21 protein-coding genes and 1 tRNA gene are annotated in these 21046 nt (G+C 74.3%); 11 read left to right on the forward strand and 11 right to left on the reverse strand.

Annotated features, from left to right (window positions below):
* Window positions 1–43: 43 nt before the first annotated feature.
* The 3 genes from GCE86_RS20390 to argS are packed head-to-tail and all read right to left on the reverse strand — an operon-like array spanning window position 44 to window position 4400.
* Complete coding sequence (locus tag GCE86_RS20390; protein ID WP_154228437.1) at window positions 44–1354, reverse strand: homoserine dehydrogenase; 1311 nt, start codon at window positions 1352–1354, stop codon at window positions 44–46.
* Window positions 1351–2736, reverse strand: coding sequence for a diaminopimelate decarboxylase (gene lysA, locus GCE86_RS20395; protein ID WP_154228438.1), 1386 nt, complete (start codon window positions 2734–2736; stop codon window positions 1351–1353). Before lysA ends, GCE86_RS20390 begins: the two co-directional genes overlap by 4 nt.
* Window positions 2736–4400 carry an arginine--tRNA ligase gene (gene argS / locus GCE86_RS20400; protein WP_154228439.1) on the reverse strand — a complete coding sequence of 555 codons (1665 nt, stop codon included), beginning with the start codon at window positions 4398–4400 and terminating at the stop codon, window positions 2736–2738. Before argS ends, lysA begins: the two co-directional genes overlap by 1 nt.
* A gap of 99 nt (window positions 4401–4499) precedes the next feature.
* Between argS and GCE86_RS20405 the strand changes: the two genes are divergently transcribed.
* From GCE86_RS20405 to GCE86_RS20420, 4 genes are all read left to right on the forward strand, one after another.
* Window positions 4500–5321: a DUF3105 domain-containing protein gene (locus GCE86_RS20405; RefSeq protein ID WP_154228440.1), complete on the forward strand. Its 822-nt coding sequence runs from the start codon at window positions 4500–4502 to the stop codon at window positions 5319–5321.
* 10 nt (window positions 5322–5331) lie between these two features.
* Window positions 5332–6000: a DUF305 domain-containing protein gene (locus GCE86_RS20410; protein WP_154228441.1), complete on the forward strand. Its 669-nt coding sequence runs from the start codon at window positions 5332–5334 to the stop codon at window positions 5998–6000.
* 176 nt (window positions 6001–6176) lie between these two features.
* The gene (locus GCE86_RS20415; RefSeq protein ID WP_154228442.1) at window positions 6177–6872 is read left to right on the forward strand and encodes a winged helix-turn-helix domain-containing protein; all 696 of its coding nucleotides are present in this window, start codon (window positions 6177–6179) and stop codon (window positions 6870–6872) included.
* A gap of 74 nt (window positions 6873–6946) precedes the next feature.
* Window positions 6947–7018: transfer RNA gene (locus GCE86_RS20420), tRNA-Arg, on the forward strand.
* Window positions 7019–7063: 45 nt separating this feature from the next.
* On the opposite strand, the gene ligD is transcribed toward GCE86_RS20420, so the two are convergent.
* The 3 genes from ligD to GCE86_RS20435 are packed head-to-tail and all read right to left on the reverse strand — an operon-like array spanning window position 7064 to window position 9336.
* Entirely contained in the window at window positions 7064–8023 is a 960-nt protein-coding gene (gene ligD / locus GCE86_RS20425; protein ID WP_154228443.1) for a non-homologous end-joining DNA ligase, read from the reverse strand.
* A gap of 48 nt (window positions 8024–8071) precedes the next feature.
* Complete coding sequence (locus tag GCE86_RS20430; RefSeq protein WP_154228444.1) at window positions 8072–8551, reverse strand: cupin domain-containing protein; 480 nt, start codon at window positions 8549–8551, stop codon at window positions 8072–8074.
* A complete protein-coding gene (locus tag GCE86_RS20435) occupies window positions 8548–9336 on the reverse strand; it encodes an isocitrate lyase/PEP mutase family protein (protein WP_154228445.1) in 789 nt (262 codons plus the stop codon). The genes GCE86_RS20430 and GCE86_RS20435 overlap by 4 nt, the downstream gene beginning before the upstream one ends.
* Window positions 9337–9383: 47 nt before the next feature.
* Here GCE86_RS20435 and pdxR point away from each other — a divergent pair, with 47 nt between their 5' ends.
* On the forward strand, window positions 9384–10790 hold the full coding sequence (gene pdxR, locus GCE86_RS20440; protein ID WP_154228446.1) for a MocR-like pyridoxine biosynthesis transcription factor PdxR: 1407 nt from the start codon (window positions 9384–9386) through the stop codon (window positions 10788–10790).
* Window positions 10791–10886: 96 nt separating this feature from the next.
* On the opposite strand, the gene GCE86_RS20445 is transcribed toward pdxR, so the two are convergent.
* Window positions 10887–12332, reverse strand: a complete 1446-nt coding sequence (locus GCE86_RS20445; protein WP_204342420.1) for an MFS transporter — start codon at window positions 12330–12332, stop codon at window positions 10887–10889.
* Between the two features lie 80 nt (window positions 12333–12412).
* On the opposite strand from GCE86_RS20445, the gene GCE86_RS20450 reads away from it, so the two are divergent.
* The 3 genes from GCE86_RS20450 to GCE86_RS20460 all read left to right on the forward strand — a co-directional run bounded on the left by GCE86_RS20450 (window position 12413) and on the right by GCE86_RS20460 (window position 15647).
* Window positions 12413–12808: a winged helix-turn-helix transcriptional regulator gene (locus GCE86_RS20450; RefSeq protein ID WP_154228448.1), complete on the forward strand. Its 396-nt coding sequence runs from the start codon at window positions 12413–12415 to the stop codon at window positions 12806–12808.
* An 80-nt stretch (window positions 12809–12888) separates the two neighbouring features.
* Window positions 12889–13434: a TetR/AcrR family transcriptional regulator gene (locus tag GCE86_RS20455; RefSeq protein ID WP_154228449.1), complete on the forward strand. Its 546-nt coding sequence runs from the start codon at window positions 12889–12891 to the stop codon at window positions 13432–13434.
* Between the two features lie 32 nt (window positions 13435–13466).
* Window positions 13467–15647: an MMPL family transporter gene (locus GCE86_RS20460; protein WP_154228450.1), complete on the forward strand. Its 2181-nt coding sequence runs from the start codon at window positions 13467–13469 to the stop codon at window positions 15645–15647.
* A gap of 21 nt (window positions 15648–15668) precedes the next feature.
* Here GCE86_RS20460 and GCE86_RS20465 read toward each other — a convergent pair whose 3' ends face one another.
* Complete coding sequence (locus GCE86_RS20465; protein WP_154228451.1) at window positions 15669–16925, reverse strand: erythromycin esterase family protein; 1257 nt, start codon at window positions 16923–16925, stop codon at window positions 15669–15671.
* 81 nt (window positions 16926–17006) lie between these two features.
* Here GCE86_RS20465 and GCE86_RS20470 point away from each other — a divergent pair, with 81 nt between their 5' ends.
* Entirely contained in the window at window positions 17007–17198 is a 192-nt protein-coding gene (locus GCE86_RS20470) for a DUF2795 domain-containing protein (RefSeq protein ID WP_091262242.1), read from the forward strand.
* A gap of 6 nt (window positions 17199–17204) precedes the next feature.
* On the opposite strand, the gene erm is transcribed toward GCE86_RS20470, so the two are convergent.
* Window positions 17205–18017, reverse strand: coding sequence for an ErmE/ErmH/ErmO/ErmR family 23S rRNA (adenine(2058)-N(6))-methyltransferase (gene erm / locus GCE86_RS20475; protein ID WP_154228452.1), 813 nt, complete (start codon window positions 18015–18017; stop codon window positions 17205–17207).
* Window positions 18018–18386: 369 nt separating this feature from the next.
* Entirely contained in the window at window positions 18387–19283 is an 897-nt protein-coding gene (locus GCE86_RS20480) for a Gfo/Idh/MocA family protein (protein WP_154228453.1), read from the reverse strand.
* Between the two features lie 173 nt (window positions 19284–19456).
* On the opposite strand from GCE86_RS20480, the gene GCE86_RS20485 reads away from it, so the two are divergent.
* Complete coding sequence (locus GCE86_RS20485) at window positions 19457–19852, forward strand: hypothetical protein (RefSeq protein ID WP_154228454.1); 396 nt, start codon at window positions 19457–19459, stop codon at window positions 19850–19852.
* Entirely contained in the window at window positions 19845–20249 is a 405-nt protein-coding gene (locus GCE86_RS20490; RefSeq protein ID WP_154228455.1) for a hypothetical protein, read from the forward strand. The genes GCE86_RS20485 and GCE86_RS20490 overlap by 8 nt, the downstream gene beginning before the upstream one ends.
* 29 nt (window positions 20250–20278) lie before the next feature.
* On the opposite strand, the gene fabG is transcribed toward GCE86_RS20490, so the two are convergent.
* A complete protein-coding gene (fabG, locus tag GCE86_RS20495) occupies window positions 20279–21037 on the reverse strand; it encodes a 3-oxoacyl-ACP reductase FabG (RefSeq protein WP_154228456.1) in 759 nt (252 codons plus the stop codon).
* Window positions 21038–21046 lie beyond the last annotated feature (9 nt).

Raw genomic sequence — 21046 nt, forward strand, 5'->3', positions numbered from 1 at the left:
GTCACCGGCACACCTCCGGATAACCATCAGGCGGGACGGCCGGCTACGCCCCGCCCTCGACCCGCAGCACGCTCGTCACCGAGCGGACGATGTCGAGCCCCCGCAGTTCGCGGACGGTGGCCGCGAGCGCGGCGTCCGGCGCCACGTGGGTCACGATGACCAGCTCGGCGTCGGAGCCGCCGCCGCCCGGGCCCTGCCGCACCGTCGCGATGGAGACCTCGTGCCGGGCGAAGACCCCGGCCACCGCCTCCAGCACACCCGGCCGGTCGGCCACGTCGAGGCTGACGTGGTAGCGGGTGAGCGCCTCGCCCATCGGCCGCACCGGCAGGTCCGCGTACGCCGACTCGCTGGCCGCGTGCACCCCGGCGAGGCGGTTGCGGGCCACCGCGACCACGTCGCCGAGGACCGCGCTGGCGGTCGGCGCGCCGCCCGCGCCCCGCCCGTAGAACATGAGCTGCCCGGCCGCCTCGGCCTCGACGAAGACCGCGTTGAACGCGTCGCCGACGCCCGCGAGGGGGTGGGTCAGCGGGATCATGGCCGGGTGCACCCGGACGCTGACCGTCTCGCGCCCGGCCGCGTCGGCGCCCCGCGCCGCGATGCAGAGCAGCTTGATGGTGCAGCCCATGGCCTTGGCGCTGGCCACGTCGGCGGCGGTCACCTCGGTGATGCCCTCGCGGTGCACGTCGGCGGCGGTGACCCGGGTGTGGAACGCCAGCGAGGCGAGGATGGCGGCCTTCGCGGCGGCGTCGAAGCCCTCCACGTCGGCCGTCGGGTCGGCCTCGGCGTACCCGAGTTCGGTGGCCTCCTCCAGGGCCTCGGCGAAGCCCGCGCCGGTGGCGTCCATGGCGGAGAGGATGAAGTTGGTGGTGCCGTTGACGATGCCGGTGACCCGGTTGATCCGGTCCCCGTGCAGCGACTCGCGCAGCGGGCGCAGCAGCGGGATGGCACCGGCGACGCTGGCCTCGTAGTAGAGGTCCGCGCCGCCCTCGGCGGCCGCGTCGTGCAGCGTGGCGCCGTCCTCGGCGAGCAGCGCCTTGTTGGCGGTGACCACGCTCTTGCCGGCGCGCAGCGCCTCGACCAGCCAGGTGCGGGCCGGCTCGATCCCGCCCACCACCTCGACCACGACGTCCACGTCGTCCCGCTTGACCAGGCCGAGCGGGTCGGTGGTGAACAGGGCGGGGTCGACCGGCAGGTCGCCGCGGTCGCGGCCGAGCCGGCGCACGGCGATGCCGGCGATCTCCAGCGGGGCGCCGATCCGGGCGGCGAGGTCGGCCGACTGCTCGTGCAGCAGCCGCACCACGTCGCTGCCGACCGTGCCGCAGCCGAGCAGCGCCAAGCGAACGGGTGAGGTCATCCGACATCCAATGCGAGCAGGTCGTCTTCGGTCTCCCGGCGGACGATCAGCCGCGCCCGACCGTCGCGGACGGCGACGACCGGGGGCCGCGGGACATGGTTGTAGTTGCTGGCCATGCTCCGGCAGTAGGCCCCGGTGCCGGGCACCGCGACAAGATCTCCGGGCTGCACGTCGGCGGGCAGGAATTCATCCTTCACCACGATGTCCCCGGACTCACAGTGCTTTCCCACCACGCGGGCGAGCATCGGCTCCGCGGCCGAGGTCCGGTTGGCCACGGTCGCCGAGTAGGACGCGTCGTAGAGCGCCGTGCGGATGTTGTCGCTCATCCCCCCGTCGACGCTCACGTAGGTGCGGATGCCGTCGACGTCCTTGACCGTGCCCACCTCGTAGAGGGTGAACACGGCGGGACCGACGATGGCCCGGCCGGGCTCGATGGACAGGTGCGGCACGGCCAGGTTCTCCGCCGCGCACTCCCCGTCGACGATCTTGCGCAGCCGCTTGGCCAGCTCGTGCGGCGCGGCCGGGTCGTCCTGCGTGGTGTACGCGATGCCGAAGCCACCGCCCAGGTCCAGCTCGGGTAGCTCCACCCCACGCGCGTCACGGATCTGCGCCTGGAGGGCGAGCACCCGGCGGGCGGAGACCTCGAAGCCGCTCGCGTCGAAGATCTGCGAGCCGATGTGCGAGTGCAGCCCGCGCAGCTCCAGCACGTCCTCGTCGAGGATCTTGAAGGCGGCCGCCGCGGCCGCGCCGCCCGCCAGGGAGAAGCCGAACTTCTGGTCCTCGTGCGCGGTGGCGATGAACTCGTGGGTGTGCGCCTCGACGCCGACGGTCACCCGGACCAGCACCTTCGGGCGCACGCCGCGCTCGCGGGCCAGCGCCGTGAGCCGGTCGATCTCGGCGAACGAGTCGACGATGATCCGGCCCACCCCGGCGTCCACGGCCCGGGTCAGCTCGGCCACCGACTTGTTGTTGCCGTGGAAGCCGATCCGCGCGGGCTCCATGCCGGCCGACAGCGCCGTGGCCAGCTCACCGCCGCTGCAGACGTCGAGGAACAGGCCCTCCTCGGCGATCATCCGGACCACCGCCCGGCAGAGGAACGCCTTGCCCGCGTAGTAGACGTCGGCGTCCGGGAAGGCGTCGCGGAACTCGCGGGCGCGGGTGCGCAGGTCGTCCTCGTCGAGCACGTACACCGGGGTGCCGAACTCGGCGGCCAGGTCGCGGACGTCCAGGCCCGCGACCCGCAGCGCGCCGCCCGTGCCGCGCGCCACGTTGCGCGGCCACAGCTGGGGGACCAGGTCGTTGACGTCGACCGGGGTACGCAGCCAGGCCGGCCCCCGGTTGCCGATGTCGCCGTGCAGGGCACCGGCCTCGTGCGCCCGCATTACATCCGCTCCGGAGCCGAGACGCCCAGCAGGCGCAGGCCGTTGGCGATGACCACCCGGGTGGCGTCGTTGAGCCAGAGCCGGGCCCGGTGCAGGTCGGTGACCTCCTCGTCGCCGCGCGGCAGGATCCGGCAGTTGTCGTAGAACCGGTGGTAGGCGCCGGCCAGCCGCTCCAGGTAGCGGGCGACCAGGTGGGGGCCGCGCAGCTCGGCCGCCGAGGAGACCACGGCGGGGAACTCGGCGAGGGCCTTGAGCAGCTCGTTCTCCTTCTCGTGGGAGAGCAGCTCGGCGTGGAAGCCGGCGGCCTCACCCCGGGTCAGCCCGACCTCGGCGGCGTTGCGGCCGACGCTGGCGGTGCGGGCGGCCACGTACTGCACGTAGTAGACCGGGTTGTCGCGGGTAGCCCGGGTCCACAGCTCCACGTCGATGTCGATCGGCGAGTCGCTGGAGTAGCGGGCCAGCGCGTAGCGGGAGGCGTCCACACCGATCGCGTCCACCAGGTCCTCCAGGGTGACCACGGTGCCAGCCCGCTTGCTCATCCGCACCGGAGCGCCGTCGCGGAGCAGGTTGACCAGCTGGCCGATGAGGATCTCCAGGTTGCGGTCCGGGTCGTCGCCGAAGCACGCGGCCATGGCCTTCATCCGGCCGATGTAGCCGTGGTGGTCGGCGCCCAGCATGATCACCACGCGCTCGAAGCCGCGCTCGCGCTTGTCCAGGTAGTAGGCGCAGTCGGCGGCGAAGTAGGTCCACTCGCCGTTGGACTTGCGCAGCACCCGGTCCTTGTCGTCGCCGAAGTCGGTGGTGCGCAGCCAGGTGGCGCCCTCGGACTCGTAGAGGTGGCCCTGCTCGCGCAGCCGGTCGAGCGCCTGGTCCAGCTCGCCCCGGTCGTGCAGGTCCTTCTCGTTGAAGTAGGTGTCGAACTCCACGCCGAAGTCGCGCAGCGACGACTTGATCTCGGCGAACATCAGCTGGACGCCCTCGACCCGGAAGACCTCCTGGGCCGCGGCCTCGTCGAGGTCGAGCACCTCGGGCCGGCGCTTGACCACCTCGGCCGCGATCTCCGCGATGTACGCGCCGCCGTAGCCGTCCTCCGGGGCCGGCTGGCCCTGGGCGGCGGCGAGCAGCGAGCGGGCGAACCGGTCGATCTGGGAGCCGGCGTCGTTGAAGTAGTACTCGGTGCCCACGTCGGCGCCGGTGGCGCGGAGCAGCCGGCTGAGCGCGTCGCCGACGGCCGCCCAGCGGACGCCGCCGATGTGCACGGGGCCGGTCGGGTTCGCCGAGACGAACTCCAGGTTGATCCGCTGGCCGGCGAGGGTGTCGCTGCGCCCGTACGCCGGGCCGGCCTCGACGATGACCTTGGCGAGCTGGCCGGCGGCGGCCGCGTCGAGCCGGATGTTGAGGAAGCCCGGGCCGGCGATTTCCACCGATTTCACCCCGGATGCCTTGCCGAGCTGGTCGGCCAGGGCGGCGGCCAGCTCCCGCGGGGGCACGCCGACCTTCTTGCTGAGCTGCAGCGCCAGCGTCGAGGCGTAGTCGCCGTGCTCGGGGTTGCGGGGTCGCTCGAGGGTGGTCTGCGCGGGCAGCGCGGAGCGATCCAGGCCCCGGTCTTCGAAGACGGCGTGGGCTGCGGAGAGGACGACCTCGGCGAGTTCTGCGGGAGTCACCGAACCATGTTATCGGGGGTAGACTCGGTCCCCGCGGCGGCGACCCAGCATGTGAACCGGCCCCGCGGCTCCCCTGACCGACCGACCTGACGAGGCACGATGAGCATCAGCACCCCGGGCGGCCCGGAGCGCCGTCCGACCGTGGTCAGCACCGGCAAGAAGCCGGCCGCCGGCCGGCCCGCGGCTGCCGACAAGCCGGCCGGTGGCAAGGCCGGGGCCGGCAAGGGCACCCCGCCGCGGACCGGCGGCAAGGGCCGCAAGCCGGTCACCCCGGTGAAGGTGAGCCAGGGTCGCGCGTGGGGTCCGATCGCCCTGTTCGTCGCGGTCGGCGTGCTGGCCGTCGGCATCATCGGTGTGGGCGCGTGGGCGGTCTACCAGGGCTCGCAGCCGTGGCAGAAGCGGGCCGACGCGATCAACGGCATCGTCGACTTCCGCAAGAAGGACAAGGACCTGGTCAAGGGCGGCCAGCACCAGCCGGGCTCGATCAAGTACGACATCCTCCCGCCGGTGGGCGGCCCGCACAACCAGGCCTGGCAGAACTGCATGGGCGACGTCTACGACGCCCCGATCGCCAACGAGCACGCGGTGCACAGCCTGGAGCACGGCACGGTGTGGATCACGTACCGCCCCGACCTGCCCGCCGACCAGGTGGCCAAGCTCAAGGCCAAGGTCCAGGGCAAGGAGAAGCTGATGCTCAGCCCGTTCGAGGGGCTGGACAAGCCGATCTCGCTCCAGGCCTGGGGCTTCCAGCTCAAGGTCGACAACGCCGACGACGGCCGGATCGACGAGTTCATCAAGACGCTGCGCGTGAACGCCTCGGTCGAGGGCCCGACGGCGCTGTGCGACCAGGGCGTCACCGCCACCGGCACCACGCCGCGAGACAACATCGGCAACAACATGCCCGAGCAGCCGACCCAGTGAGGACGCCGCGATGACCGCCGCGACCACGGACACCGACCTCGACGGGGCCCCGGTCACCGACGCCGGTGACCGGGGATCCGCGCGGCGCTTCGGCGTCCTGGCGCTGGCCGTCGCCGTCGTGGTCGGCCTCCTCCTCGGGTACGCGGGCGGCCTGCTCACCCCGACGCTCACCCGTCCGGGTGACAACTCGCCCGAGGCGGGCTTCGCCCGGGACATGACCAGCCACCACTCCCAGGCCGTGGCCATGGGGCTCCTGGCGTTCCGGCAGGGCCAGGACCCGGAGGTACGCCAGATCGGCAGTGACATCGCCACCGGGCAGCAGGGCGAGATCGGCACCATGCAGACCTGGCTGCGCTCCTGGAAGCTGGACCCGACCGGCGACCAGCCGCCGATGGCCTGGATGTCGGACGGCGCGGCGGTGAAGAACGGGCTGATGCCGGGCATGGCCACGCCGGAGGAGATGGCGAAGCTGCGCGCCGCGAGCGGGCGCGAGTTCGACGTGCTCTTCCTGCAGATGATGATCCGCCACCACGTCGGCGGGGTGCACATGATCGACGGGATCCTCGACGAGGGGCACGACGACGACGTGCTGGCGGTCGCCCAGGTCATGAAGAACACCCAGCAGAAGGACCTGGCCAACCTCACGGCGGCGCTCAAGCGCCTGGGCGGCACGGTCTAGCAACCGCTCGTCGGAGGGCCCGCGTCGTGCGCGACGCGGGCCCTTCGCGTACCCGGGCCGATCACGCCCGTTATGCCGCTTTATAACGTTTTGGGTTGAACAACCCATTGCACTGCTTGGAGACTTTTCTCCACACATATCGTGACCAGTTGCGATTCGGGCTCGTTGCGCAGGACGTGGGGGTTGCACTCAGAGACGCAGGGCGGTCGGTGACCAGCTGGTGCCGACGACACACCATCGGCGGTGACGGGGCGGTGGCAGCCGTCCGTCGCGGACTGCGGCAGGGCGAGCCGGGAACGCTCAGCCGCGAACAGGAACTCGAACTGATCGACGTGCTGCGGGGCGTCCACCCCGGCGAGTTCGGCCTGGACGAGGAGCTCTGGACGCGACAGAGCCTCACCACCCTCATCGAGCGCCAGTTCGAGCTGACCATGGACGCCGGCACGGTCGGGGCGTACCTGCGGGCCTGGGGGTTGGGTCCGCGCGAGCCTCGCGAGCGGGCCTGCGGGCTCTGCGTGGGCGCGGTCGAGCGCTGGGTACGCAGCGAGTACCCGGCGATCACCCGGTCCGCCCAGGAGCACGCCGCCGAGGTCTACTGGATCGGCCGCGTACGCCTGCGCGGCACCATGCCGGCGGCCGACGTGATCTCCGCGGTCTCGTCGCGCGGCCGGGTGCGTTTCATGATCACGACGCCCACGGTCGACCCGCCGCTCCCCCGCGATTTCGTGCTGCGGCTCAGCGGCGCCGAGGAGCGCACGGTGCACCTGATCGTCGACGGTTCCTGGCCGCGCAACGAGTGGCCACGCCGCCTCCCCCGGCGCATCATCCTCCACCCGCTGCCGAGCTGCGGCCGCCCCGTCGCCGCCGCCTGATCGGCGGCACCCGGCGCGCCGGATACCGATTCGGTGATCCGGGAGGGGGTTTGCTACTCTTCTCGGGTCGCTGAGCCCCCGTAGCTCAGGGGATAGAGCACCGCCCTCCGGAGGCGGGGGCGCAGGTTCGAATCCTGCCGGGGGCACAGACCTGAGGAAGCCCGGGCCGCTGGCCCGGGCTTTTTCGCTGCTCAGCCGGCCTCGCGGCGGGCCTTCGCGCGGCGCTTGCCCTCGTGCATGGCCTGCACCCGGGCCACCGGGATGGTGCGCCCCTCGGCCACCAGCTCCTCGGGCAGCCGCTGCGGCGCGGGCAGCGCCTCGGCCCACGGGTCCCGGTCGCCGAGCAGCCCCGGCACCGTCTTCACGGTGAAGTCGGCCGGGGTGGCCGACTCGACGTCGGCCCAGCCGACCGGGTACGACACCGGCGTGCCCGGCCGGATCCGGGGGCTGTACGCGGCCACCACGGTCGCCCCGTACGACCGGGTGGAGTCCACGAAGACCCGGCCGCCCCGGTCCTCGACGATGAAGGCCGTGGTCGCCAGCGCCGGGTCGAGCCGCTCGGCGCGGGCCGCGAGGGCCCGGGTCGCCGCGGCGGCCTCCTCGGCGGTGGTGGCCGGGTCCACCGGCACGATCACGTGCAGCCCCTTCGCCCCACTGGTCTTCACCGCCCCGGCCAGCCCGGCGTCGGTGAGCGCCTGCCGGACCAGCAGCGCGGTGCGGACCGCCATGGTGAACGAGTCGCCCGGCGGCGGGTCCAGGTCGAGCACCAGGTGGGTGGGGTGTTCCGGGTGGCCGGCGTGGCCCAGCGTCGGGTGGTACTCGACGGCCCGCTGGTTGGCGAACCAGAGCAGGGTGCGCCGGTCGTCGCAGAGCGCGTAGAAGATGCTGCGGTGCGAGGCCTCCGCCCAGACCGAGGTGCGGCGCACCCAGTCCGGCGTGTACTTCGGCAGGTTCTTCTGCATGAACGGGTCCTGGCCGGGCCGCACCCGGACCACCGACAGCGGCCGGTCCCGGAGCCCGGGCAGGATCCGCTCGTGCACCGCGTCCAGGTAGTCGACCAGGTCACGCTTCGTGGCCCCGGCCCCGTCGAACAGCGGCTGGTCCAGATTGGTCAGCGACACCCCGGCCCGGGTCTCGTCAGCGGCGCCCATCCGCCCACCTTCCCGGGCCGGGCGCCGGTCGGCAACCCCGGTACGCGATCAGACCCAGAACGTGTCGTGCCGCAGGAAGAACTCCGCCCGCTCCTCCTCGCTCCGGTCGGCCAGGTCCAGCAGGCCCTCGAAGTAGCCCTCCCGCGGCGCGCCCGGGGCGAAGTGCAGCAACATCGAGGCCGGCTCGCCGGACTCGTTGCGGAACGCGTGGACACCGCCCTCCGGGACGTGCACGAAGTCCCCCGGCGCGGTGTCGATCCAGCGCCGGCCGTCGTAGACGCGTACCGATCCGGACAGGATGAAGAAGGACTCCGAGATGGACCGGTGGAAGTGCGGCGCCGGGCCGCTCGGCTGTGGCCCCATCTCCCAGCGGTAGAGACCGAACTGCCCGTTGGTCGACGCGCCGGTGGCCAGGTAGTGCGCCGTACCGCCGGAGGGGTAGGCCAGCTCGGCGGGATGATCCGCCGGGCGGTAGGTGGCCGACTGCTCGCCCCGGTCCCCGGAGTAGCGCGGCGGTGGGTAGGTCACGGGGCCTCCGCTCGGCTGGGGAACGCGTCGTCGCCCGCCCGGATCGTGGCGAGCATCCCGACCATACGGGCGCGCGCGGCCGCGTACAGGCCCGAGCCGTAGCTGATCCGGGCCACGCCGAGGGCGGCCAGCTCGGCCGGGCTCGGGGCCCCGGGCCGGGCCAGGACGTTGACCGGGGCGTTCACCTCGGCCACGAGATCGCGGATCTGCTCCGGGTCGGCCAGCAGGATCGGGTAGACGCTGTCCGCTCCGGCGACCTGGTAGCGGCGGCTCCGGCGGACCGCCTCGGCGAGCCGCCCCTCGGCCGGGCCGTACGCCCGCAGGTGGACGTCGACCCGGGCGTTGAGCACCAGGTCCACGCCGGCCGCCGCGGCGGCAGCGCGGATCCCGGCCAGCAGGTCGGCCTGTTCCTCCACGTCGTACACCTCGCGGGTACGCGGGTCGGAGTCCTCGATGTTGCAGCCCACCGCGCCGGCGGCCAGCAGCCGCTCGACCAGCTCGGCCGGGCGCAGCCCGTACCCCCGTTCGAGGTCGGCGGTGACCGGGACCGGCACCGCGGCGGCGATCCGGGCGAGCGCGGCGAACAGGTCGTCCACCGGGGTGGCCTCGCCGTCGGTGTGGCCGAGCGCCTCGGCGACCGCGGCGCTGCTGGTCGCGACGGCCGGGAAACCGGCCGCGACCACGGCCCGGGCGGACCCCGGGTCCCAGGCGTTCGGCAGGATCAGCGGGTTCCCGGGGCGGTGCAGCGCGCGCAGTGCGGCGGCCCGCCGGCTCGGCTCGGTCATGCGGTCAGTCTCGCCCGGCCGGCGGCCCGCCCGTAAGCTCCAATTCCGTGCCGACGGACTGGGCCGATCTCGGCGTCGACCTGCATCTGGAGCTGGACACCGCCGGTGGCCGGCGGGCCGGGCTGGAGCGGGCGCTGCGGGACGCCATCCGCGACGGCCGGCTCCCGCCCGCCACCCGGCTGCCGGCCACCCGCACCCTCGCCGCCGAGCTGGGCCTGTCCCGGGGCACCGTGAGCGCCGCCTACGACCAGCTGGTGGCCGAGGGCTGGCTGGTCGCCCGGATCGGCGCGGGCACCCAGGTCAGCGCGCTGCGGCGGGCCGTCCCGCCGCCGGCCGCGCCGCCGCCCGGGTCCCCGACCTTCCGGTACGACCTCCGCCCCGGCAGCCCCGACGTCGGGCTCTTCCCGGTGACCGCCTGGCTGCGGGCCACCCGCCGGGCGCTGGCCGTGGCCCCCGCCGAGGCGTACGGCTACGGCGACCCGCGGGGGCGGCCGGAGCTGCGCCGTGCGCTCGCCGGCTACCTGGGACGGGCCCGGGGCGTGCTGGCCGACCCGGAGCGGATCGTGATCACGACCGGCTACGTCCAGGCCCTGGTGCTGCTCACCGGCGTGCTCCGGGACGCCGGCACCCCGGCGCTGGCCATGGAGGACCCCGGGCTGCCCTTCCACCGGGAGGTGGTCCGCCGGCACGGCGGCACCGTGCTGCCGCTGCCGGTGGACGGGCTCGGCGCGCGTACCGACCTGCTCGGCACCGGCCCGCTGGCCCGGGTGGGCGCCGCCGTGGTGACCCCGGCACACCAGTTCCCCACCGGGGTGACCCTCCACCCGGCGCGCCGCCACGCGCTCGCGGAGTGGGCCCGGTCCACCGGCGGCCTGGTGATCGAGGACGACTACGACGGCGAGTTCCGCTACGACCGGCAGCCCGTCGGCGCGGTCCAGGGCACCGCACCCGAGCAGGTCGCCTACGTGGGCACGGCGGCGAAGACGCTCGGGCCGGCGCTGCGCCTGGCCTGGCTGGTGCTGCCGGCGCGGCTCGTGGACCCGGTGGTGGAGGCCAAGCGCCATCTCGACCTCCAGAGCGAGACGATCGGCCAGCTCGCCCTCGCCGAGCTCATCGACGACCACGGCTACGACCGGCAGGTCCGCACCGTCCGGCGCCGCTACCGCCAGCGGCGGGACCTCCTCCTGGAGCGGCTGGGCCGCCGGTCGGCGCTGGACGGCGTGGCGGCCGGCCTGCACGCCACCGTCCACCTGCGACCGGACGGTCCCGGCGAGGCGGCGGTGCTGGCCGCGGCCGCCGCGCGCGGGCTCGCCGTCGGCGGGCTGGCTGTGCACCGGCACCACCCGCGGAGCGGCCCGCCCGGCCTGGTGGTCGGCTACGCCGGCCCGCCCGCGCACGCGTACCCGGCGGCCGTGGACCTCCTGGCCGGGGTGCTGCACGACCTGGGCGCCTGACCGGCCGCCACCGCCGTGTCTCCACAGATCCTGGCGAGTTTCCGTCGGCTCGGAACGGAAACTCGCCAAGATCGCATCACGTGCCGCCGTGACGGGTCAGCGGGCGGGGCACGTCTCCGGGGCCGCGGCAGTCGGGACCGCGGCGCGACGGCGGGCGGGGCGGGCGGTGCCGAGGGCGACCAGCAGGGCGGCGGTCACCAGGCCCGCGGCGACCGCGAAGGCGTGCCGGTAGCCGAGGCCGAGGGCGGCGACGGGGTCGGTGCCGGCGGCGCGCAGGGTGTCGGTGCGGCTCGCGGCCAGGGTGGCCAGCACGGCCAGCCCGAGCGCCCCGCCGACCTGCTGCGTCGTGTTGGCCAGCCCGGAGGCGAGACCGGCGTCGGCGGGCTCCGCACCGGCCATGGCCAGCGTCGTGACGGCCGGCAGGGTGAGCCCGCCCGCGACACCGAAGACCAGCAGCGCCGGCAGCACGTCGGCGGCGTAGCGGGCGTCCACCGGGAGGCGGGCCAGCAGCAGGAACCCGGCGACGGCGAGGGCCAGGCCGCCGACCAGGACGGTCCGGGCGCCGAACCGGGCCATCAGCCGCCCGGCCAGGCCCAGCGACACGGCCGCGATCGCCAGCGGGGTGGGCAGGAAGGCGAAGCCGGTGGTGGCCGGGTCGAGCCCGAGGACGAGTTGCAGGTGCAGGGCGAGCAGGAACTGGAAGCCGAAGTAGGCGGCCACCATGAGGAACTGGGTGGCGTTCGCGGCGACCAGGCCGGGCGCGCGCAGCACCCGTGCCGGCAGCAGCGGGGTGGCGGCGCGCCGCTGGCGGGCGGCGAAGCCGGCGAGCAGCGCCGCCGCGAGCGCGCCCGCGCCGAGGGTGCGCGGCGCGGCCCAGCCGTGCTCGCCGGCGCCCACGATGGCCAGCACGGCGGCCATCAGGCCGGCCGTGGCCAGCACCGCGCCGAGCAGGTCCAGGCCGGTCCGGAGCCCGGCGCCCCGGTCCGGGGCGATCAGGCGTACGGCGCCGGCCAGGATCGCCACGCCGATGGGCAGGTTGATCAGGAAGATCGACCGCCAGCCGGCCTGGTCGGTGAGGACTCCACCGACCAGCAGGCCCAGCGAGGCGCCGGCCGCGCCGGTGAAGCTGAACACGGCGATGGCGCGGGCCCGCTCGGCCGGCTCGGGGAAGATCCGGACGATCATGCCGAGGCTGACCGCGGTGGTGAGCGCGCCCCCGACGCCCTGCGCGAACCGGGCGGCGACCAGGGTGCCCGGCCCGGCGGCGACCGCGCAGAGCAGCGAGGCGAGGGTGAACAGGGCGACCCCGACCAGGAAGACCTGGCGCCGGCCGAGCAGGTCGCCGAGCCGCCCGGCCAGGAGCAGCAGCCCGCCGAAGGCCACCAGGTACGCGTTCACCACCCAGGCCAGTCCGGCGGCCGGGAAGCCGAGGTCGGCCTGGACGGCCGGCAGGGCCACGGCGACGATGCTGCCGTCCAGGATGATCATCAGGCTGCCGGCGCAGAGCACGAGCAGCGCGGGCCAGCGGTTGGTCCCCGTCATGTGGAACGCCTCCTTGGTGCACGGTTTGTTACTGAGGCCATCGTCTGTGACCATGAGGCGGAGCGGAAGGAGGCACTTTCATGTCCCAGGGGAACAGGTGTGTGTCCATCCAGGCCGAGCAGGCGCGGGCCTGCACCGTGCGGGAGGCGCTGGACCGGGTCGGCGGCAAGTGGAGCATCGGCATCCTCATCGCCGCCTCCCAGGGCCCGATCCGCTTCACCGAGCTGGAGCGCCAGGTCGAGGGGATCAGCCGCCGGATGCTCACGCTGACCCTGCGCAACCTGGAGCGGGACGGCCTGCTGCACCGGCACGTCCACCCGACCGTGCCGCCCCGGGTCGAGTACACGGCCACCCCGATGGCCCGGGAGCTCTACGAGTCGCTGGTGGCGCTCACCCGCTGGGCGGAACGGCACCGTGCGGGGATCAGCGCGGCGCGGGCGGCGTACGACCGGGAGCACGGGGCGCCGGTCGGCTGAGCGCCGCTGTGGCGAAGGCCACCCAATCCGTCTGACCGATCGGTCAGGCCCTGACCGATCGGTCAGGCATGCTGGAGGGCATGGCACGAGCGGTACCGGAGACCCACGGCGACATCCTCGCGGCGGCGGCGCGGCGCTTCGCCGTCACCGGCTACAAGGGCACCTCGCTCCAGGACATCGCCCGTGCGGTGGGCTGCTCGAAGGCGACCGTGCTCTACCACTTCGCCAACAAGGAAGCCCTGCTCAGTGAGCTGATGGCACCCGCCATCGCGGTGCTGGAGGCGCTCGACGCGCGCCTCGCCGGCACGACCGGCGCGGCCGCCCAGGAGATCGCCGGCGAGGGCTTCGTCGACCTGGCGGTGCGTTTCCGCCGGGAGATCGCGCTGCTCCGGGGCGAGTTCCCCGACCTGCTCCAGCAGCCCGCGTTCGCGCACATCCAGGAGATCTCCGAACGGCTCATCGCGGCGTTCGCCGGCCATTCCGACCGGCCCTCCGCGCGGATCGCCGCGCTCGTGGTGCTCGCCGGCATCGCCGAGACGTGCGGCGAGTTCATCGACATCCCCGACGACGAACTGCGGCCCGCCCTGCTGGCCGTGGTCCGGCGGGCCCTCGAACCCGTCACCTGATCCCCGTTCCGACCCCGAGGACAAGGAATCCCATGGCGACCCTGCTGTACCGGCTCGGCCGGGCATCGTTGCGCCGGCGGCGGCTCGTGGCCGTCGTGTGGCTCGTCGTACTCGTCGGCCTCGGCCTCGCCGCGGCCACCCTGAAGGGCCCGACGGCGAGCAACTTCACGATGCCGGGCACCGAGTCCCAGAAGGCCATCGACCTGCTCGCCGACCGGTTCCCGGCGGCGAGCGGCGCGACCGGCACCATCGCGGTCAAGGCGCCCCGGGCCGGCCAGCTCACCACGCCGGAGGGGCAAGCGATCGTCAAGCAGGTCACGCAGGAGGCGGCCACGCTGCCCGGGGTGGTCGGCGCGGTCGACCCGTACCAGGCGCAGGCGCTCACCCCGGACGGCCGCTACGCGCTGATCCAGGTGCAGTTCCAGGGCCGGGCCGACGACGTGACCGACGCCCAGCGCGACGCGTACGAGAAGGTCGGCGCGCGGGCCGAGGCCCAGGGCTGGCAGATCGCCCCCGGCGGTGAGGTGCTGAACGCCGAGCCGGAGGTCGGCTCCACCGAGGCGCTCGGCGTGCTGGTCGCGGCGATCGTCCTGATCGTCACCTTCGGCTCGCTGGTCGCGGCCGGCATGACCATGCTGAACGCGCTGATCGGCGTGGGCGTCGGCATGGCCGGCCTGTACGCGCTCAGCGGCGCGGTCGAGCTGACCAGCACGGCGCCGATCCTGGCCCTGATGCTCGGCCTCGCGGTCGGCATCGACTACTCGCTGTTCATCACCTCCCGGCACCGGCAGAACCTGCTCGACGGCCTCTCGCCCGAGGAGGCGGTCGGCCGCGCGGTCGGGACGGCCGGCTCCGCCGTGGTCTTCGCCGGCGCCACCGTGGTGGTCGCGCTCGCCGGCCTGGCCGTCGTGGGCATCCCGTTCCTCACCGTGATGGGCCTGGCCGCGGCCGGCACCGTCACGGTGGCCGTGCTGGTGGCCATCACGCTGGCCCCGGCCCTGCTCGGCTTCGCCGGGCGCAAGGTGCTCCCCCGCAAGCTGCGCGGACGGGACGCGGTGGCCTCCCCGGCCACCGGCTCCGAGGACCGGTCGGGCTTCGGGTTCCGGTGGGCGCACTGGGTGACCCGGCTGCGCATCCCGGTCATCCTGGTCGGCCTGCTCGGCCTCGGCCTGCTCGCCATCCCGGCGCAGGACATGCGGCTGGCCCTGCCGGACGCCGCCACCGCCGCCGAGGGCAGTCCGGCGCGGGTCAACAACGACCTGGTCCGGGAGGGCTTCGGTGAGGGCTTCACGGGTCGCCTCGCGGTCGTCGTCACCGCCGACTCGCCGCAGGCCACCCAGGCGGCGCTGCCGCAGGTCACCGCGCTCATCCAGAAGACCGACGGCGTGCTGGCGGTGGCCCCGCCGCAGGTCGACCAGACCGGCCGCACGGCGCTGCTCGGGGTGATCCCGAAGACCGGGCCGACCGACGCGGCCACCGAGACGCTGGTGCACGACATCCGCGCGCAGGTCGGCGGCATCCAGAACGCCGACGTGCTGCTGACCGGCGTCACCGCCATCGGCATCGACGTGTCCGAGAAGCTCTCCGACGCGCTCCCGGTCTACCTGCTGCTCGTGGTGGGACTGTCGGTGCTGCTGCTCATGCTGGTGTTCCGGTCGATCCTCGTGCCGGTCAAGGCGGCGCTGGGCTTCCTGCTCACCGTGGCGGCCACCTTCGGCATCACGGTCGCGGTCTTCCAGGAGGGCCACCTGGCCGACCTGGTCGGGCTGGACACCCCCGGCCCGCTGGTCAGCTTCCTGCCGATCCTGCTCATCGGCATCCTGTTCGGCCTGGCCATGGACTACGAGGTCTTCCTGGTCTCGCGGATGCGCGAGGACTTCGTGCACGGCGACACGGCCCGGCAGGCCACCATCAACGGCATGGGGCACGGCGCCCGGGTGGTCACCGCCGCCGCGCTGATCATGATCTCGGTGTTCGGTGGCTTCGTCTTCCTGGACGACCCGGTCATCAAGTCGATGGGCTTCGCGCTCGCGATCGGCGTCGCCATCGACGCGTTCGTGGTCCGGATGACCATCGTCCCGGCGGTGATGTCGCTGCTGAACAACGCCGCCTGGTGGCTCCCGCGCTGGCTTGGCAGGGTGCTGCCCAACGTGGACGTCGAGGGTGAGGGCCTGCGCGCCCACCTCGCCGAGCGCGAGCCCGCCCAGGTGTGACGCGGACCTGCCCGGCCGGTGTCAGACGCCGGCCGGGTAGGTCTCCATCTCGCCCGGAGCGGCCGGCGCCGGCAGCGGGTGCAGCGCGGTCGCCTCGTCGCACCAGATGAACGCGTCGTAGCGCTCGCCCAGCCGCGTCGGCACGTAGTTGCCCCAGGCCTCGAAGCTCGGGTCGTAGACCACCCCGATGGCCCGGTGGTCGGTCTCCCCGGTCACCCACTCCGGCTGGTCCCCGCCGCCGAAGACCAGCACCGCCCGCTCCGGCATCAGCTCGTGCAGCCGCCGCTCCACCGAGCCCTCCCGGGCCGGCGGCACGATCATCGCCTCGGACGGCGAGCCCCAGCGCGGCGCGGCCACCACCGTGCCCCGGTAGCTGCCGAAGCCGACCAGCGCCACCGCGTCCCGGCCGTGCCGTTCCCGGGCGAGCTGGCCGATGTTCACCAGCCCGTCCGCCGCCATGTCGGTGGCCCGGGCGTCGCCGACGTGGGTGTTGTGCGCCCAGACGATCCCGCGCGCCTGCGGGCCGTAGCGGTCGAGCAGCCGGTCCAGGGTGTCGGCCATGTGGATGTCGCGGATGTTCCAGGACTCCGGGCCGCCGCCCACCATGGCCCGGTAGTAGCGCTCCGCACCGGCCACGACCTCCGCGTTCTGCCAGGCCGCGAAGCGGTCCGCGCCGTCGGTGGCCGCCTGTTCCCGGGTACGCGCCAGCAGCCGGACCACCTCCTCCTCGCACCGGGCCGAGACGAACCGGCTGGCCGTGCCGTAGTCCTCGACCCGCTTGCCGTACGGCTCGAAGCACCGGTACGCCTCCTGCGCCGCCTCCAGCGAGGCGGGGTCCTCCTCGCCCAGGTAGTCGAAGATGGCCTGCATCGACTCCCAGAGGCTGTAGACGTCCAGCCCGTGGAAGCCGGCCCGCTCCCCCTCGGGGCGTTCCAGGTTCCACGCCCGCAGCCAGCGGCAGAACCGGGCGACCTCGGCGTTGGCCCACATCCAGGTCGGCCAGCGCTCGAAGCGTTCCAGCGCGGTCTGCGGATCGGCCAGCCCGCCCGGCGCGCCCGCCACCGAGCAGTTCACCCGGTCGCAGTCCGGCCAGTCCCCCTCCACCGCGACGAAGTCGAAGCCCTGTTCGGCGATGAGCCGCCGGGTCAGTTGCTCGCGCAGCCGGTAGTAGTCGTAGCTGCCGTGCGTCGCCTCGCCGATCATGACGATCCGCGCGTCCCGGACGCGTTCCAGCAGCGGGTCGAAGTCGCTCGGCGCGCCGAGCCGCTGTACCAGCATGCGAGCGGCTACCCGGGACCCGACCGGGCAAACGGTCAGGCCGGCGGGCATGGCACCCGCCGCAGCGGGTAGCCCGCCGGCATGACCGTCACCGGGGTGCAGTTGCAGGAGTTCCTGGCCGGGCTCGACTACCCGGTCTCCCGTGCGGACCTGATCCGCTGGGGCCAGGAGAACGGTGCCAGCACCGAGATGCTGCAGATGCTCAAGGCGCTGCCGGCGGAGGAGTTCGACACCCCCGCCGAGCTGGGCGAGGCCCTCAACACCCTGGTCTGAGCCCGGTCACCGCACGGCCCGCCCGGGATCCACGGCGTGCAGCAGCCGGAACAGCACGAGCCACTGCTCGGGCCAGACCAGCCCGACCGGGGTGTCCGGGGCCAGCCGGGCGGCCCGCAGCGCCCCGTCGACCCGCCGGCGCGGGTGGCCGGTGCGCAGCGAGGCGGCCAGCGAGCCGCCGACCCCGCCGAAACCGAGCTCCACCATCCGCCGGTACGCGGGCAGCGCCGCCGCCGGCAGCAGCGGTTCGGGGCGGCGGTCCAGCCGGAGGATCCCGCCGTCGACGGCCGGCACCGGCCGGAACGCGCCCCGGGGCACCCATCCGGCGAGCCGCCAGTGGTGCTCGGGCCAGGTGAGCACGGTGAGCCGGCTCCAGCGCCCGTGGTCGCCGGTGCGCTTGCGGGCGTAGTCGAGCTGGGTGAGCAGGGTGGCCGACCGCAGGCCGGGCGCCGCGAGGCACCAGCGGACCACGGCGGCGGTCAGCGACCAGGGGATGTTGCCGACCACCGCGAACGGCTCACGGGGCGGGACGGCGGTCAGGAAGTCGGCCGCCCGGACCGCGACGTGCGGCAGGTCCGCGCAGGCCGCGGTCAGCTCCGGCAGCACGGCGGGGTCCACCTCGTACGCGACCAGCCGGCCGCACCTGGCGGCGAGCGGCCGGGTCAGCTGGCCGCGTCCGGCGCCCACCTCCAGCAGCAGGTCGTCCGGGCCGGGGCGGGCCGCCCGGACGATCCGCGCGACGGCGGCCGGGTCGGCGAGGAAGTTCTGGGACAGTACGCGACGGAACCGGTCGCGCGCGGTGGGTCGGCGGGGCGCCACGAGATCGTCCTGTCTGTCGCCGGACGGCGACGGGAACGGACAGGCGCACGAGAAAGTCGGGGCCTGTCCGAGCGGATCGGGACTCGGACGGCCCTGGAGATTCGGCGGGGACGCGCCACACACCCCGGATCGGGGCGGGCGGCGGCGCACCGGGCAGCCGGCGGCGGCCGGCCCGGTCAGGGGCCGGCGGTGCGGACGGTCAGGTCAGGCGCGGTGGGCGTCCCGGCCGGCCAGGGCCGGGCGCCGGACCCGCGGGCGGGCGACCAGGAGGAGCCCCCACGCGGCCGGCGCGGCGGCCACGTCGATCAGGGCATGCGTGAACATGCCGGCCAGGCTAGCGGCGGGCCGGCCGGCGTGCGACGGAATTCCTCAGAGGTCGACGCTGCACCGCTGGCTGCGGGCGGTCTCGGCGGCCTCCAGCACAGCCACCACCTCGCGCCCGAACCGGACGTCGCAGCGGTGGTCCCGGGTGCCCGCCTCGACCTCCTCCAGCAGCTGGTCGATGGCCGTGCCGAACGCCTGGAGCACGCTGCCGTCGCCGGGCGGCACGGTCTCGATGCCGTTCTCGCCGAAGAAGACGAAGTCCCGGGTGACCGCCTCGGCCGGCGCGTCGAGGGTGAGCGAGAGCGAGCTGGTGGCGCCACCGTCGTGGGTGAGCAGCAGGTGCACGAGGCCGCTCGGGCCGTCCGTGGCGGTGACCCGGTTGACCCGGCCGAGCACCGGCAGGATCAGCGACAGCGCGTGCGGGCCGATGTCCCAGAGCGCGCCCCGGTCCCGCCGCCACTGCGAGTTCCCGTACGGGTTCCCCGGCTGGTAGATCGACGCGAACATGGTCCCCCGGGCGTGCTGCCAGCCGCCGGCCGCCGCCGTCGAGGCGAGGAAGCCGGTGACGTTCGGGTGGAACCGCTGGGTGAAGAAGACGATCGAGGCCACCCCGGACGCCTGCGCGGCGTCGACCACCCGGTCGGCGTCGGCGAGGCTCAGCGCGAGCGGCTTGTCCAGCAGGAGGTGCCGCCCGGCGGTGGCGGCCCGCACGGCGATCTCGGCCTGCACGTCCGGCGGCAGCGCCACGGCGATCGCGTCGCAGGCGTCGAGCAGCGCGTCCACGTCCTCGAAGACCGGTACGCCGTGCCGGGTGGCCAGCACGCCCGCCTTCACCGGGTCGCGCCCCCAGACTCCGGCCAGCTCGGCCCGCGGGTGCGCGTCGATGGCCGCGGCGTGCGTCTCCGCCGCCCAGTGACCCGTGCCGAACAAGCCGAACCGCACCCCGGACCCCCTGCTGTCGTCCCTGCGCCACGGCGTACGCCGGTGGCCGTGATCCACGCTAGTCGTCCGGCCGGGCCGACGCGCCGGGACCCCGCCGGTGAGCCGGGCGACGGTGGCTACTACGCGGGTTAGTAGGCTGTGCCGGTGACTTCGACTGCGCCGGGACGGCGTCGATGACCACCGCGGCGGCGGCCGGCTCACCGGTGGACGGGATCCTCGCGACGGCCTCGATCGTGCTGTCGCTCCTCGTCGCGGTCTGGGCCCTGGTGGCGGCCGTCCGCCACCGCGCGCCGGACCGGTACCAGTTCGTCGGCCTGGCCGTGCTGGAGGTGGCCCTGCTGGCGCTCACCGTGGTGGCGCTCGTGGCGCTCGGCGGCGGTGAGCGGCCGGGCGAGCCGGGGGCGTTCTTCGGCTACCTGGTGACGCTGGTCTGCCTGCCGCCGCTGGCCTGGGTGCTGGCCCGGATGGAGCCGACCCGGTGGGGCTCGGCGATCGTCTGCGCGGTCTGCCTGGTCACCCCGGTGGTGGTGGTCCGCCTACAGCAGACCTGGGAGGTCGTCGGTGGCTGAGCAGCGCGCGACGAACCGGGGGCCGGGCCGGCTGCTGATCGCGGTCTACATCCTCTTCGCGATCGCCGCGACCTCCCGGGCCGGGCTCCAGATCGCCACGAAGTTCGACGAGGCGCCGGTGGCGTACCTGCTCTCCGCGCTCGCCGCGCTCATCTACATCGTGGCGGCGGTCGGGCTGGCCCGGGCCGGGCACACCGGCCGCCGGGTCGCGCTGGCCTGCTGCTCGGTGGAGCTGGTCGGGGTCGTGGGCGTCGGCATCCTCAGCCTGGCCGACAAGGAGCTGTTCCCGGACGAGACGGTCTGGTCGGGCTTCGGCAGCGGCTACGGCTACATCCCGCTCGTGCTGCCGGTGCTCGGCCTGTTCTGGCTCTGGCGCACCCGGCGCGACCCCGCCTGAGGGGCCGCGCCGGGTGACGCGTGCCGGCCTCAGTCCTTGGGGCCGCCCGCGACGTAGATGACCTGGCCGGACACGAAGGACGCGCCCTCGCTGGCCAGGAACGAGATGGTGTGCGCGACGTCCTCCGGACGGCCGGTGCGGCGCACCGGGATCTCGGCGGCGGCGTGCTGCTGGAGCGCGGCGAAGTCGACCTTCATCCGGGCCGCGGTGGCGGCGGTCATGTCGGTGACGATGAAGCCCGGCGCGACGGCGTTGACGGTCACCCCGAACGGGCCCAGCTCGATGGCGAGGGTCTTGGTGAAGCCCTGGAGGCCCGCCTTGGCGGCCGAGTAGTTCGCCTGGCCCCGGTTGCCCAGCGCCGAGGTGCTGGAGAGGTTGACGATCCGGCCCCACTTCCGCTCGACCATGTGCTTCTGTGCGGCCTGGCTGAACAGGAACGCGCCGCGCAGGTGCACGCCCAGGACGGTGTCCCAGTCGGCGTCGCTCATCTTGAACAGCAGGTTGTCGCGCAGCACGCCGGCGTTGTTGACCAGCACGGTCGGCGCGCCCAGCTCGGCGGCGACGCGCTCCACGGCGGCCTCCACCTGGGCGCGCTCGGACACGTCGGCGCCCACGCCGAGGGCCCGCCCGCCGGCCGCGGCGATGGCGTCCACGGTCTCCTTGGTCGCCGACTCCTCGATGTCGACCACGGCGACGGCCATGCCGTCGGCGGCCAGCCGCCGGGCGGTGGCCGCGCCGATGCCGCGCGCGGCTCCGGTCACGATGGCGACACGGGGCTCCTCCGACATGATTACCTC

The sequence above is a fragment of the Micromonospora terminaliae genome (assembly GCF_009671205.1).
GTDB lineage: Bacteria > Actinomycetota > Actinomycetes > Mycobacteriales > Micromonosporaceae > Micromonospora > Micromonospora terminaliae.

Coding starts and splice junctions, on each gene's coding strand:
- GCE86_RS20390 (WP_154228437.1), bottom strand. CDS start 1,354: ATGACCTCACCCGTTCGCTTGGCGCTGCTCGGCTGCGGCACGGTCGGC.
- lysA (WP_154228438.1), bottom strand. CDS start 2,736: ATGCGGGCGCACGAGGCCGGTGCCCTGCACGGCGACATCGGCAACCGG.
- GCE86_RS20405 (WP_154228440.1), top strand. CDS start 4,500: ATGAGCATCAGCACCCCGGGCGGCCCGGAGCGCCGTCCGACCGTGGTC.
- GCE86_RS20410 (WP_154228441.1), top strand. CDS start 5,332: ATGACCGCCGCGACCACGGACACCGACCTCGACGGGGCCCCGGTCACC.
- ligD (WP_154228443.1), bottom strand. CDS start 8,023: ATGGGCGCCGCTGACGAGACCCGGGCCGGGGTGTCGCTGACCAATCTG.
- GCE86_RS20435 (WP_154228445.1), bottom strand. CDS start 9,336: ATGACCGAGCCGAGCCGGCGGGCCGCCGCACTGCGCGCGCTGCACCGC.
- GCE86_RS20445 (WP_204342420.1), bottom strand. CDS start 12,332: ATGACGGGGACCAACCGCTGGCCCGCGCTGCTCGTGCTCTGCGCCGGC.
- GCE86_RS20450 (WP_154228448.1), top strand. CDS start 12,413: ATGTCCCAGGGGAACAGGTGTGTGTCCATCCAGGCCGAGCAGGCGCGG.
- GCE86_RS20455 (WP_154228449.1), top strand. CDS start 12,889: ATGGCACGAGCGGTACCGGAGACCCACGGCGACATCCTCGCGGCGGCG.
- GCE86_RS20460 (WP_154228450.1), top strand. CDS start 13,467: ATGGCGACCCTGCTGTACCGGCTCGGCCGGGCATCGTTGCGCCGGCGG.
- GCE86_RS20465 (WP_154228451.1), bottom strand. CDS start 16,925: ATGCTGGTACAGCGGCTCGGCGCGCCGAGCGACTTCGACCCGCTGCTG.
- GCE86_RS20470 (WP_091262242.1), top strand. CDS start 17,007: ATGACCGTCACCGGGGTGCAGTTGCAGGAGTTCCTGGCCGGGCTCGAC.
- GCE86_RS20485 (WP_154228454.1), top strand. CDS start 19,457: ATGACCACCGCGGCGGCGGCCGGCTCACCGGTGGACGGGATCCTCGCG.
- fabG (WP_154228456.1), bottom strand. CDS start 21,037: ATGTCGGAGGAGCCCCGTGTCGCCATCGTGACCGGAGCCGCGCGCGGC.